This is a genomic window from Nitrosomonas marina, from assembly GCF_900110145.1.
In the GTDB taxonomy this organism is placed as follows: Bacteria; Pseudomonadota; Gammaproteobacteria; order Burkholderiales; family Nitrosomonadaceae; genus Nitrosomonas; species Nitrosomonas marina.
Genome location: NZ_FOCP01000017.1, coordinates 21804 through 34579, shown reverse-complemented (window position 1 = coordinate 34579; position 12776 = coordinate 21804). Strand labels below are relative to the sequence as shown.

General features: G+C 47.4%; 13 protein-coding genes. 12 read left to right on the top strand and 1 reads right to left on the bottom strand.

Going from position 1 to position 12776, the window contains the following annotated elements; all coding sequences use genetic code 11:
• Nucleotides 1-48 precede the first annotated feature (48 nt).
• The 12 genes from BMX44_RS11600 to BMX44_RS11545 are packed head-to-tail and all read left to right on the top strand — an operon-like array spanning nucleotide 49 to nucleotide 11882.
• Nucleotides 49-741, top strand: a complete 693-nt coding sequence (locus tag BMX44_RS11600; protein ID WP_090633195.1) for a Pvc16 family protein — start codon at nucleotides 49-51, stop codon at nucleotides 739-741.
• 1 nt (nucleotide 742) lies between these two features.
• Nucleotides 743-1975: a phage tail sheath family protein gene (locus BMX44_RS11595; protein WP_090633193.1), complete on the top strand. Its 1233-nt coding sequence runs from the start codon at nucleotides 743-745 to the stop codon at nucleotides 1973-1975.
• Nucleotides 1976-1977: 2 nt separating this feature from the next.
• Nucleotides 1978-2406 carry a phage tail protein gene (locus tag BMX44_RS11590; RefSeq protein WP_090633191.1) on the top strand — a complete coding sequence of 143 codons (429 nt, stop codon included), beginning with the start codon at nucleotides 1978-1980 and terminating at the stop codon, nucleotides 2404-2406.
• The gene (locus BMX44_RS11585) at nucleotides 2399-3835 is read left to right on the top strand and encodes a hypothetical protein (protein ID WP_090633189.1); all 1437 of its coding nucleotides are present in this window, start codon (nucleotides 2399-2401) and stop codon (nucleotides 3833-3835) included. Before BMX44_RS11590 ends, BMX44_RS11585 begins: the two co-directional genes overlap by 8 nt.
• Nucleotides 3823-4602: a CIS tube protein gene (locus BMX44_RS11580; protein WP_090633187.1), complete on the top strand. Its 780-nt coding sequence runs from the start codon at nucleotides 3823-3825 to the stop codon at nucleotides 4600-4602. The genes BMX44_RS11585 and BMX44_RS11580 overlap by 13 nt, the downstream gene beginning before the upstream one ends.
• Nucleotides 4603-4604: 2 nt before the next feature.
• Nucleotides 4605-6179 carry a phage baseplate assembly protein V gene (locus BMX44_RS11575; RefSeq protein ID WP_090633185.1) on the top strand — a complete coding sequence of 525 codons (1575 nt, stop codon included), beginning with the start codon at nucleotides 4605-4607 and terminating at the stop codon, nucleotides 6177-6179.
• Entirely contained in the window at nucleotides 6179-6517 is a 339-nt protein-coding gene (locus BMX44_RS11570; RefSeq protein ID WP_090633183.1) for a hypothetical protein, read from the top strand. The genes BMX44_RS11575 and BMX44_RS11570 overlap by 1 nt, the downstream gene beginning before the upstream one ends.
• A complete protein-coding gene (locus tag BMX44_RS11565) occupies nucleotides 6517-6942 on the top strand; it encodes a GPW/gp25 family protein (protein ID WP_090633181.1) in 426 nt (141 codons plus the stop codon). The genes BMX44_RS11570 and BMX44_RS11565 overlap by 1 nt, the downstream gene beginning before the upstream one ends.
• Before the next feature lie 5 nt (nucleotides 6943-6947).
• Nucleotides 6948-9530, top strand: coding sequence for a baseplate J/gp47 family protein (locus tag BMX44_RS11560; RefSeq protein ID WP_177167742.1), 2583 nt, complete (start codon nucleotides 6948-6950; stop codon nucleotides 9528-9530).
• Between the two features lies 1 nt (nucleotide 9531).
• A complete protein-coding gene (locus BMX44_RS11555; protein WP_177167741.1) occupies nucleotides 9532-10077 on the top strand; it encodes a phage tail protein in 546 nt (181 codons plus the stop codon).
• Between the two features lie 14 nt (nucleotides 10078-10091).
• A complete protein-coding gene (locus BMX44_RS11550; protein ID WP_090633175.1) occupies nucleotides 10092-11318 on the top strand; it encodes a PASTA domain-containing protein in 1227 nt (408 codons plus the stop codon).
• Between the two features lie 15 nt (nucleotides 11319-11333).
• Nucleotides 11334-11882, top strand: a complete 549-nt coding sequence (locus BMX44_RS11545; protein WP_090633173.1) for a hypothetical protein — start codon at nucleotides 11334-11336, stop codon at nucleotides 11880-11882.
• Nucleotides 11883-11923: 41 nt separating this feature from the next.
• Here BMX44_RS11545 and BMX44_RS11540 read toward each other — a convergent pair whose 3' ends face one another.
• On the bottom strand, nucleotides 11924-12619 hold the full coding sequence (locus BMX44_RS11540) for a hypothetical protein (RefSeq protein ID WP_090633171.1): 696 nt from the start codon (nucleotides 12617-12619) through the stop codon (nucleotides 11924-11926).
• Between the last annotated feature and the right edge of the window lie 157 nt (nucleotides 12620-12776).

Here is a 12776-nt window from a genome sequence, read left to right as displayed (position 1 = left end):
GTTGATAACCGGCTTTTTCCAAAACAATCATATGATCAGGGCCTTAATATGATAGATGAAATTGACCGCCGTCTTAAAGAATGGATTGCCATGGTTATCGATGGCCAGCTTGCCATTACATTTGAACATCCTGGTACGGAACGAAACCAGCCCACGGTTTCGGTTTATTTGTACGACATGGAATACTCGACGCCGAATTCGACAACAAGAGAAATTCCAGTACAAATATCATTGTCCTATTTACTCACCGTGCAATCCGATGACCAGGTCGAATCCCATAAATATCTGGGTAAAATACTCTATGCAGCCAAGTCACAGTCAGACATGGAAGTTGGATTTCCTGCATTACCCGCACAATTCTGGCAGGCAATAGGGATCGCTCCCCTGCCCCATTTTAGTCTGCATGTACCCTTGATGATTATGCGGGAAACTGAACACATCCCCACAATCAAGGCGCAGCCACATATTGGCATCAGTCCCGTTACCCAGATAACCGGTGTCGTCGTAGGACCATCGGATCAGCCGATTCCGGGTGCAAAAATTATGCTGCCCCATTCCAAAACAGTTGCTTATACAAACAACAAGGGATTATTTTCCATTGCAGCAGATGCAAATTTGCAGCGCGCATTCAACTGTAAAATTGATGCGAAAGGAAAACAGTTTTCCATTTCTGTTCCTATGCAACAGATACTGAAAACTCCGCATACGCCTTTTACAATCCATCTTGACTTAGAGGTTTAATATGCCAAATTATCTATCACCCGGAATCTATGTAGAAGAGGTATCTACCGGTACCAAACCAATTGGCATGGTTGGAACAAGCATTCCCGCCTTCCTTGGTGTGGCACCGCTTAAAAACAAATTTGTTAACCAGGCAATTGCATGCAATAACTGGGGGGAATTCTGCAAACATTTTGTCAATGAAGAGAGCAAAAGCACTCATCTGGCGCAGGCCGTCTTCAGTTTTTTTAACAATCATGGCAGCCGCTGCTACATCGTCAACGTGGGTGAAAACGGGTCCATTGCAGGCGATGTTAAAAAAAGGAGTGGATTATTTGCACTGGAAACCATAGACGAGGTAGCCATTGTAGCAGCGCCGGGTTATAGCGACGCAATTTCTTATGAAGCCCTGTTATCGCACTGCGAGAAATTACAGGATCGTATAGCGATTCTGGATGCGCCGGAATCGGTATCAGACACCAATGCGCTGAAAGTTTTAAAAACAGTTTCCGGCAGTGACTCAGTGGAAACCAAACCGACAACTGATGTAAAAACCGAAAGTGCTGCATCGCAAGGATTAAGGCCACGAAATTCGGATGAAGGATATGGTGCATTTTATTTTCCCTGGTTCAGAGGACTGGATGCGCTGCAGCCAAGTTCCGGATCAATCGTAAACATCCCACCTTCTGGCGCCATAGCTGGAATATATGCGCGCACCGATGCCACTCGCGGTGTTCATAAAGCACCCGCGAACGAACAGGTCAGAGGCGCCCTGGGATTGACATACAACGTTTCCAGAGAGGAGCATGGCGAATTAAATCGAAAAGGAATCAATGTGATACGCATGTTTCCTGACGGTATTCGTGTATGGGGTGCCAGAACCCTGGCTGCTGAAGCCAGCGAGTGGCGCTATATCCCTGTCAGAAGGACCTTTAATATGATTAAAGAATCCATTCAGGAAGGAACGCGGTGGACAGTTTTCGAGCCCAACGACATGATGACCTGGAAGTCGGTTGAACGCGACATACGCGCTTTTCTGATGCGTGTCTGGCGCGACGGAGCAATACTAGGCGCAACACCTGAGCAGGCCTTTTTCGTTAAATGCGATGCTGAGACAAACCCTCCGGAAGTCAGAGACGCAGGGCAACTCATCGCGGAAATCGGAATTGCTCCGGTTAAACCGGCTGAATTCATTGTCTTCCGTATTGGGCAATGGACAAGTGAAACCGAATCAGCAACCAGCGCAGGAGCTTAAACATGGCCGATCAAAATATTTACAGAGCTTATAACTTTGTCCTTGATCTTGGTGGCGGAAAAGTATGCTACTTTACAAAAATCAACGGTCTTAGCGTAGACATAGAAACCATTGATTTCCGTGAAGGAGGTGCGGGACCCGCCGTACGTAAACTGGCAGGTAGAGTTGCATACAATAATATCGAGTTAAAATGGGGTTTGACGGAATCTACTGAAATGTGGGACTGGCTGATGACTGCTGTCAAAGGCGAAGTATCCCGCAGGAACATATCCATCATACTGAGGGATAACGATGGGAAAAAAGAGGTTACCCGCTGGAACCTTGACAACGCTTGGCCCTGCAAATGGATAGGTTCGCCACTGGATGCCTTGTCCAATGAAGTTGCGATTGAAACATTGCACCTCGCACATGAGGGTTTAACGCGTGCTTAGACTTACCCGAAAACTGTTGCAGGGTATTGCCAGGACGCTGGCACGGTATGCCAATTCTATTGAAAAGCTTTTGGCCCAATATGATTCACCAGCCAGCCGTTCTTCAATCGATTATTCAGATGAACGACCCCCAGCGCATTGGCTTGCCAAGGTTCGTCAGGGTGCTCCTCATTTACTGGATAATCGCTGTGACGATACTCAGACAGTTTCGTATTCATCCGAAACATTCAACGAATCAGGCCCGAGTTCACCGGTTGCAAGTAGCGCAGGTGAAAAACCACCGGCTCACTGGGTGGAAAAGGTTCGGCGCGGCGCCCCTTATTTACTGGACGAACAATTCGTTTACAAAAAACACAATCTTGAGCAATCTGCGGCAAATGACCGGGAATCACTGCAATCGTCACGGAATCAGACTGCCGGTTATATCGATTCTGACTCAACAGGAAATAACGAAAAAAAACTTCATACTTCTGAAACAAGGTATAAATCATCCCTGAAGTTGTTGTATCGAAAGAAACCAGGTCTTTCATCTGAAATCAACCTGCCTGATTCATATAACAGTTTCCGGATGGATGATCACAAAAAAGAAATGCAGCACGATAAATCACACCTGAAAGATACAACCGGCCTGACACAAAGGCATTCCAGCAGAAAAGCGAAAAAACCATTTGCTGGGGCGGGATCTCTCATTTCATCAGAAAAAAAAACAACAGCGCCTGCACCTGAATTCGGGCAACCAGATCCAACAGGATCACCAGCACAGTATTCTGAAATCCAATCAGCAAATCTATCCAGCAACCGACAACACAGAGTACAACGACCGAACGTTACAGTTCCAGACATAACGGCTCATATCAATAACTACCGGTCGCAATCCCGCTCACAGGATGATCGATTGATATTAAAGAATCGAGTACGAATCGGACGCGACTCTCGTGACCAATACCGCATCACACCACACTTTCCAGACAAGATTACAAAATCCGGTGCTGTCAGCAAAAATACACCCAGTCAACGTAAATTGAACAAAACTGCTGCATCGCATCCCGATAAAACGGCACACTTTTTCTTTTCATATAAACCTGAAGAACATTTGAACCGTAACCGGGCGCGCATTAACCGCCACTTACCGGAGACAACTGGAACTGTGTCAGCAGATAATTTATTTGGGACAAATCAAAAACAGTACCTTACCCGGATAACCAGAACAATCGAGCCATTCGAATCCGGGCTATCGCACTGGCCCAATCTTCCAGGAGAAAGAAAAAAACAAATATTGGATGACCAGTGGCCCGAATTGCCGGAGGAAAATCTGTCAACCGCAGAGACAATGATTCAGTCAACGATAAATTTCGCACAATTACAACATGCGATTACGCGTGATCGTCAAAGCGAAATCGAGCAAAGAGGTATATCTTGGAGCGCGTAACATTTCTGGTAGAGGACAGTAATGACAGATTGAGTTGTCTGCTCAATCCAGAAACCGTTGTAATGCGCCGAACAACCGGCGTACGACCACGGGAGTCATTGAGTGGACTGATCAGCGCCGACAGAAGTGGAGATAATCCACTTCTGTTTACCGGTGCCGGCACAACTACCATCGAACTGGATCTGGTTTTTGATGTAACGATTCCAGGTTCATCTATTGTCAGCCAGAATGTACGCGACCTCACTCAACCCATCTGGAACCTTGCAGAAAACCATCAACGCAGTGACCGCGTGCACCGTCCGGCTGTATGTCGTTTCATTTGGGGAAAATCCTGGAACATACCCGGGGTGATTTCGGCAATCGCAGAAAAACTGGAATCGTTTTCTCCCCAGGGCATACCGCGTCGTTCCTGGCTAAGACTAAGGCTTATCAGGATGCAGGAACAACCCGCCTCGTCACTACTTGAAAGCGAAATGTGGCCAGCTGAAGAACAACAGACAGCTGGTATTGCAATAGAACAACTGAATTTACCCGAAACAACTGAATTTCAAAATGAAGACTTGTTTTCCGAGATGTCAGATACGCAACTCGAATTACCGGAGAATGCGAATGAAAGAATCGATTTATCTGCCTTTCATCAGACTGGCGATCCTTACCAGTGGCGCGAACTAGCGCAACGGTACAATCTGAGTGATCCGCTTGAATGGCTGAAATCATTGGCACCTGAGCAAAACGGCATCAATGAAAGACAGGATGCAGACGAATAATCATGTTTTCAACCGTACCCCAAATCATCATTGAAATTGACGGTTCCACACTTGCCAGCGGAATCATTCAAACCATTCATGAAATCCGGGTCAGACAGATCCTGTCTTCACCCAGTCAGTGCGAGATTATTTTGCAGGAAGCACATGAAGATATATCGGCAGAAGCGTTATCGAAAATGGGCGCAACTATTCATATTAAAATCGGACACCAGGAACAATCCCTGTTTTACGGTCAAATAACAGCTGTTGAACAGCACTACAATGCATCGATACGCCCTCAGATCCACATTCGTGCCTACGACCTCCTTCATCGGTTACGCAAGCATCAGCCGGTACGCACGCACGTCAAGGTGGATTTTTATCAGCTCGCTGAAGAATTGACACATGATGCAGGAATCACTGTTGTTGAGAAAAAATCAACGCCGGTAACGCCGAGACTGGTGCAATACAGACAGTCCGATCTGGAGTTTCTGTCTGAGCTAGGAGGAAATTATGGATTATACTTTTTTTTAAACAAACGAGATCTGCGTATAACCGGCCTGGAAGGATATGAAACAGGCGAACGCCTGACGCTGGGGGAAAATCTATTTGAGGCCCGATTCTCAGTCAATGCCGACACAATAACACAATCTGTCAATACGACCGGCTGGAATCTGCAACGCGCAGCTTCCCACGTAAAAAATGCGCAAACTGCCAGCACAGAAATGCCGGCACGCAAATTTATTGATACAGCCAGATTCGGTGCAGATGGACAACGCACTATCGTCGACTATAACTGTGAGAATGATCATTTGGCTGAAACCGCCGCACAGAACGAACTGGACAGGCGGGTTGCACAGCAGGTCACGCTCTGGGGTATTGCACAAGGCAATGTTAATCTGACGCCCGGCGCCGCCGTACAAGTATCAGGCGTAAATGCGTCATTGGAAAGTCGCTATGTCCTGACAGAAATATGTCATTCAATCACTCCGGACAAAGGATTTTTTTCGGAAATTAACACTGCGACACCGGTTCTTGCATCTGTTCAGAAAAAAGCATCGAAAAACGCCACTATTGGCATCGTGTCTCAGGTAAACGACCCGGATAACCTGGGGCGTATCAAAGTTTCTTTACCCACCTATAACGATATCGAAACGGACTGGCTTGAAGTTTTAGTCCCCGGCGCAGGCGCCAGCAAAGGCCAGCTCATTTTGCCTGATGTGGGTGATAACGTTTTATTACTCTTCGTTAATGAAGAACCAGCCCAGCCGATTGTTCTGGGGGGCCTTTATGGCGAAAAACCGATTCCCGACACGGTTGTAGACCAGGGTGCGGTCAAACGGTTTGTCACGCAAACCGCAGGCAAACAGCGTTTTCTACTGGATGACACCGAAAACACAATTCGAATTGAGACACAAAACGGACACTATATCAGTTTGACTCCCGCTGAAATCGGAATCACACGTAACAACGGCAGCTCAGTCACATTAACGGATGACCGGATGACAATACACTCGGAAACAAATTTAGAGATTGAAGCCCCGGGTAACAAGATAACCATTCGCGGTAAAAGAATTGACTTTGAGGAGGCTTCATAATGCGCTGGTTGACTGAAAATGCGGTATTGGTCTGCGCACACGAATTGGGCATTGTATCAAACATTGCAACGCAGAATTTTGTCAGAATCAAAGGCAGGCGCGTTTTAGTCGCCCGGGATCCGGAGAACAAAACAATTACCGGCTGTCCCAATACCGGTCCATCGATAAAACCATGCACGATGACGCTGAAAGTAACCCGTGGTTACTCTTCATTGCTACGAATCAACGGGCACAGAGTTTGCTTATCGAATGTGACCGGTTTAACAGACGGCACACCACCGGGAACCGTTACTTACAAAGTTCGCAGCGCCGGGCAAATGCTTGTTTCGGAGATCTGATGGCTAACAGACTAACTACCGCCTGGCGATTTAACCACCCCGATATCGGAATTCAGGGCACGGGTCTTTATATCGAACCAAGCGGGAAAATTTCCATGACCAGTGGCCGTACTGCCATTCGCCAATCCATCCTGTTGTTGATGTCCACCATACCAGGCGAAAGAGTGATGCGCCCCGAGTACGGGTGCAATCTGCACCAGCTGGCTTTTATGCCAAACGATGCAACCACACATGGCCTGGCTATTCATTATGTCAGAACGGCGCTCGAACAATGGGAGCCACGTATTGATATCATTCATATAGACGCGAATGCCAACGCTGATGAACCCAGCTTGATGGAAATCACTCTCGAATATCGCATACGGAAACTCAATCAGCCGGAGCAATTAACCATTGCTTACCACCTTATGGGAGCCGAAATCTGATGCCAATGCAATCACCTAACCTAGATGATCGAACATTCAAGGATCTGGTTGAAGCTGCCAAACTCAGAATCAGACAGCATTGCCCCGAATGGAATGATCTTTCACCCGGTGATCCTGGCATTGTGTTGCTTGAAGCATTTGCTTTTCTCACCGAGACAACGCTTTTCCGCCTGAACAGGATTCCGGAAAAAGCCTATATCGAATTCCTGAAACTGATCGGCGTCAGACTAACGCCACCTTCCGCAGCACAGGTCACACTCGTTTTTTCTCTCAGCAAACCACAACCACAGGCCGTGGAAATTCCCCTCAAAACACGCGTTACGACAGCAAACAGTCCTTCCGGCGCAGATGCGCCGGTATTTACCCTGACGGAAGCGGTTACAATACCGGCCGGTGAGACAACTGCCCAGGCCCGGGCTTATCATTGCAACCAGGTTGATGCCGAGCTCCTGGGTGCAGGTACTGGTCTGCCCGGTCTCACGCTGGCCGTCAAACACGCACCGATCATCTCCCCGACATCCGACAAACTGGATTTGATTGTTGGTGTTGAAACTACGGCTGATACGTTCGAAGGGCATGCCGCTGCTGTCAGACATTTGGATAAAACCTATCGAATCTGGACAGAAGTTGAAAACTTCTCGGATTGCAGCAACAATCCCTACGTTTATCTCGCCGATCGGCAAGCCGGCACGATTTCTTTCTCACCGGCCGTGCATCGTAAGGATGACTCCGGGCTAATGAAATCAGCACCTGAGGCATTGGCCGCAATCCCACCCGCCGGGCAAGAAATCCGCGTCTGGTATCGATACGGCGGCGGATCAGCAGGTAATGTTTCCGAGAACCTACTTACAGTGTTAAAAGATCCCGTAACCGGCGTGTCGGTCACAAATCCAGAGCCAGCGACAGGCGGGCGCGATCAGGAATCGCTACAAAATGCTTTGACCAGAGGACCCCAGGAACTCCATTCTCTAAGCCGTGCAGTCACTGCCAGAGATTTCGAACTTATCGCCACTCAGTGCTCCGGCGCGGTAAATCGGGCAAGAGCTTTCACCCAGGCACAGCTTTGGGCACATGCCACACCAGGAACGGTTGAAGTCACGCTAGTTCCTGAAATTAATGTTGGTGCTGGTCAATTACATTCGATTACTGCCGACAATCTGCAGTCCCATCACATAGAAACGGTACGAAAGCAAATCCAGACTGTATTGAATAGCAGAAAACCACTCGGAACACACTGCATCGTCAATTGGATGAATTACAAAAAAGTCAGTATCAAGGCAAAAATAACAATTCACCGCGAAGAACAGGCTGCCCAGGTCAGGCAAAGAGTTTTGAACGAACTTTATAGCAGTATTTGCCCGGTTAAACTACCGACCAGCACCAAAGCACCCTGGCCTTTTGGTCAGAGCTTGAAAGCATGGGATGTCTACAAGATTATTGGATCTGAACCAGCAGTACTGTCAGTTGATACGATGCAGATGATTATTGACGACGTGCCTGATACAAGAATTGTCGATATCTGCGCTGACGCTTTTCAGCCGCATGCATGGTACAGCGGGTGCGACGAGCGTGTATTCAGATCTATAAACGATGGTTTCGGCTGGGAATTGATCGCGCGATTTGAAGGTGAGGCGGTTGAACGAATTCAATCTTTTCCAATCGAGTCATGCCACAGTATCCGTCACGCCGGCCTGCTTGCCGTTACGACAAGAGTATCCTCGCACATTTCATCTGTGAAGATTTCCAGAGATTGCGGACAGACCTGGATAGCCGCGCAACAATTTCAGTTTAATATCGACGATATCGCATGGGTGGATCGGGATGGATTTCCATATCTTATACTGGCAAGCGAAAAAGGGCTTTATGAATTAAGTCTGCAAAAAAAGGCTGTCCCTGTGCAGATTCTTGTTGATGCAAAACTTCCGGAACATGGTTTTCGCGCCGTCACCGTTTCATCGGCACTCGGAGGACGTACCTTTGTCGCAGCGGCCGGTTATGAAAACAAAGGTGTTTATTTATCATCTGAAGGCGGGAAATCGGGTAGTTTTCAGAATATCGGCCTTGCAGGAGAATTGATCGAAGTGCTTTCAGTGCAACACAAAGGTCCTCACCGGTACCTTTGGGCTGGCATCGCCGCGCCGGGCTCTGATCAGGGAAAGGGCTGTTTTCGCTGGGCTTTTTCAGAGTCTGCCGTCAACCCCGAAGGCTGGAAGGCATATTCAAGAAACTGGACGGCCGGCGGATGCAGATCGCTGGCCTTCCAGGGAGCAATTGTATTGGCTGCCTCGTACCGATTGGGTGTGCTGAGACTGAATTCCGACTTGCACAATCCCGAGTGGGAAACACTAAGCGCTTCCGAATGCGGTCTGCCTTTAAGAGATGTTGGCAAACTGGAAACAATCGACACAGTGGCTGGCGCAGTCAGTTCCAATGTCATTATGGCCGGCAGCTTACTGGGCGTATACCGCAGCCTGGACAGCGGCCTGCATTATGCCAAATGCTCCCAGCATGAATTCAGTGACGAAGTGCGAATACCGCCGAATTGGCTGTTTTATTCAGGCACGCACGAAATCGAGATCAGCAACTAAAATGAAGCATCAGGAATTCAAGCAGTTGTTGCCGGAAATATTTCAAAGAACCGACCAGCCCGGCTCGCCGCTTTATGGACTGTTACAGGCGGTGGAGGGTTTGTCAGAACCGGCTGAATTGATTCTTCAGCAGTTGCCTGTTTATTTTGATCCTTACGCTACTCCGGATAATTTTTTGCCATTTCTGGCAAGCTGGGTAGATTTAGACCGTTTTTTTACTTCAACACCTAGCTCAGCCGCCACCGACAAAGAGTTGCTACGGCAGCTTGATAGCGGGCGCCTGCGCGAACTGATTGTGGCGGCGACCCGATTATCGAAATTACGAGGAACGGCTGCCGGTCTGCAATTATTTCTTGAAACCGCCACAGGCATACAGGGCTTTATTATTGACGAAAATGTTTTGCAGGAAAATAATGATGTGATACCGTTTCACATAAAAATATCTGCTCCCAAAGCCGCGCAAAAATATCAAGTAATGATCGAAAGAATCATCGAACAAGAGAAACCGGTATACGTGACGCATTATTTGGAGTTTAGCCCTCATTAAAAGGAGAAGCATACATGGTCAAAATAGTCGAAATTACCCAGTCTTCGGATACAGTGACCTGCGATGAAAACGGTCAGGCGAGCATTCAGTTTAACGTAAATAATGTCAGCGCTGCTCAGTTAAGAGTCGGCGCCAAAATAATTACCGAGGAACCCGCAAATGAATCGTGGTTCAGTATCGTGGACAAACCCGAGAAAAAGCTCGAAATTGACGCCACCGACCATTTTTCAGTTCAAATCAATGCGGGCGATGCAGCGGAAGGCAGCTATAAACTGCGCCTGCTGGTGTATAACATTGAGAATTCTGATGAGGATTATACAGAAAGCGAAACCATTGCGATCAATGTTCCAGCGCGGGAAGAAGTGCACGATGAGCCAGAACCCAAATCCAAAATGTGGCTTGTCTGGCTGCTGGCAGGTATTTTGGTGATCGCTTCGCTGGCCGTCGGTTATTATATCTTCAGCGGACCGGACGACGAAACGTCAACTGAGCAAAAAGACAGTCTATCAGTGATCATGCCGAACGTGTCAGGAAAACCTTTCGAAGAGGCTAAATCCCTGCTGGAAGATCTGGAATTTACCGATATAGAAACAGAATTACGGTTTGATGCTTCCAGAGCAGCCGGAACAGTGCTGGATCAGACACCTGAGGCAACCGAGAAAGTTGATGCGCACAATACCACTGTAACATTGATTCTGGCAGATTCGGTTACCGTCATGCCTGATATCAGAGACATGACCTTGCAAGGAGCAAAAGAACGCCTGACAAGTAAAGGCTTCAACCAGCGGAATATCATCACCGAACCAAAGTTTGACGCATCGAAACCTGCCGGAACCATTCTGGGACAATCGCCAGATCCAGATGCAGAAGTCAGTGCAAGAGAAACCCGTGTCACGCTCACGATCGCCGATACCGGGATAGATGTGCCGAATGTCAGAAATATGCCGCTTCAGGATGCGTTAATACGGCTGCAATCGGCAAAACTTGCATTAGGCGATATCAGCACACAATTCAAATCTGAACTGGCGGAAGGAACAATTATTGACCAAACGCCCCGCAGCGGAAAAGTACCTGAAAAAACCGAAATCGAGCTTGTTGTTTCGACCAAGAAACAGGTAGTAACTGCACATCCGGCGTTCCTGAAAGCAGTTATCAGCTCCGGGATCAAGCACAATGCGCGTATTGCGCGTCAGCTTGCGCCGGAGGAGGAACTGGATGAAGAGTCGGATACAGAACAATAACGCTTTCGATTCGCCATGAGTACAACAAAGATCGTCATCATCTGCTTATTCCTGCTGATGGCGATCTTTTTTGTCGGTTTAAGTCTAAATCTGGTCGAAAAACCGAACCATGGCGTATCCGGCGAAAGCAAGGAGCAACAGCATGAAATCGCGTCAGATTACAAAAAAGACAGCTGGGTAAATGTAATTGACAAACTACTTGCACCATTCGCCGCTTCGCTCCAGCCTGATGATGTAGACATCAATTGTACGCATTCCAAGACAGGATTTCAGCTGAGCGAACAAACGCCCGAATGCGAAATCACAGTACCCGGTTTTGACGCATCATTTAAGAAGCTGTCCCTCAGGCCTGATAAACGCAGCGCTAGATTGAGAATTACTTTTTTGCCGACAGATGGTGATAAACAGGAACCATTTTCATGGCCTTCAGATGAATCCGGTGACGACACGATTAATTTTGTCATTTTGGGGAATGCAGATATGCAAGGCAAAACTGTGGCAACGATTTTTATCGAATGCAAAAACTGCACCGATCAGCGGAAAGTCAACATTGAATTTGAGTAATTTTTAATTGTGCGCGAGTATTGTTCTTGGGCCCTTTGAAATTATTGCTTCAATGCCCTGTCAATCCGCAACGCCTTAATAACGGCAGGAATTGATCCGATAAGAAAGAACAACGCCCAAATGGCAGCCAGAATAGCAATGATCAACGCTCCGATGTCATCGGTAATATAGGCCAAGAACGGTGGCGCTATTCCATGCAGAAACCCAAGTAAAATCGTCGCCACCAAAGAAGTGGCGATCAACAATACCAATCCTCTGTTTTGCAGAAAACGCTGATGCGCCATTACCAGAAAAATCACAAAGGCGACTTTAAAAATCATGATGAATGTCAGCGTAGCTGCCGCTGCACCCACTTTGAAATCTGCAAATTCGGCGAAATAAATTGCCGTACCGAATGGTACCGCCAGCAATAGCGAAACCATAAGCATTAACAATCCAAATGCAGAGAATATCGCAACAATGGCGCCTAGCAATGTCAGCAGAGCGACAATAAAAGTAATGATACCCTGGATACGGCCGTGAATTCTGTCCGGTACGATTAGTGCTGTACCCATCAGTAATATGGTAAACAGCAACAGCCAGTCCAGCCAGGCCAGATACAGAATTCCCAGTCCTGGCGTTGCCAGACTGTCTTTGTCTGCATTTAAAAAAAACTGCGTACCCAGTTCAACCGCAAAAACAATGACCAGACAAACAACTGACGCACAAAAAAAAGGAATTCTCAGTTTATCAAACAACGGTATACTCCTTTATTCAATCACAAAAGAACGAATTGCTACGATCATTTGTTCGCACGCTCCCGTGCAAATTTTATGCACAATTTCAATATCAATATGGTCGCTGGAAACGCAACGTGCACACTGATGACAATAGCATAACATGTAAATTATTCGA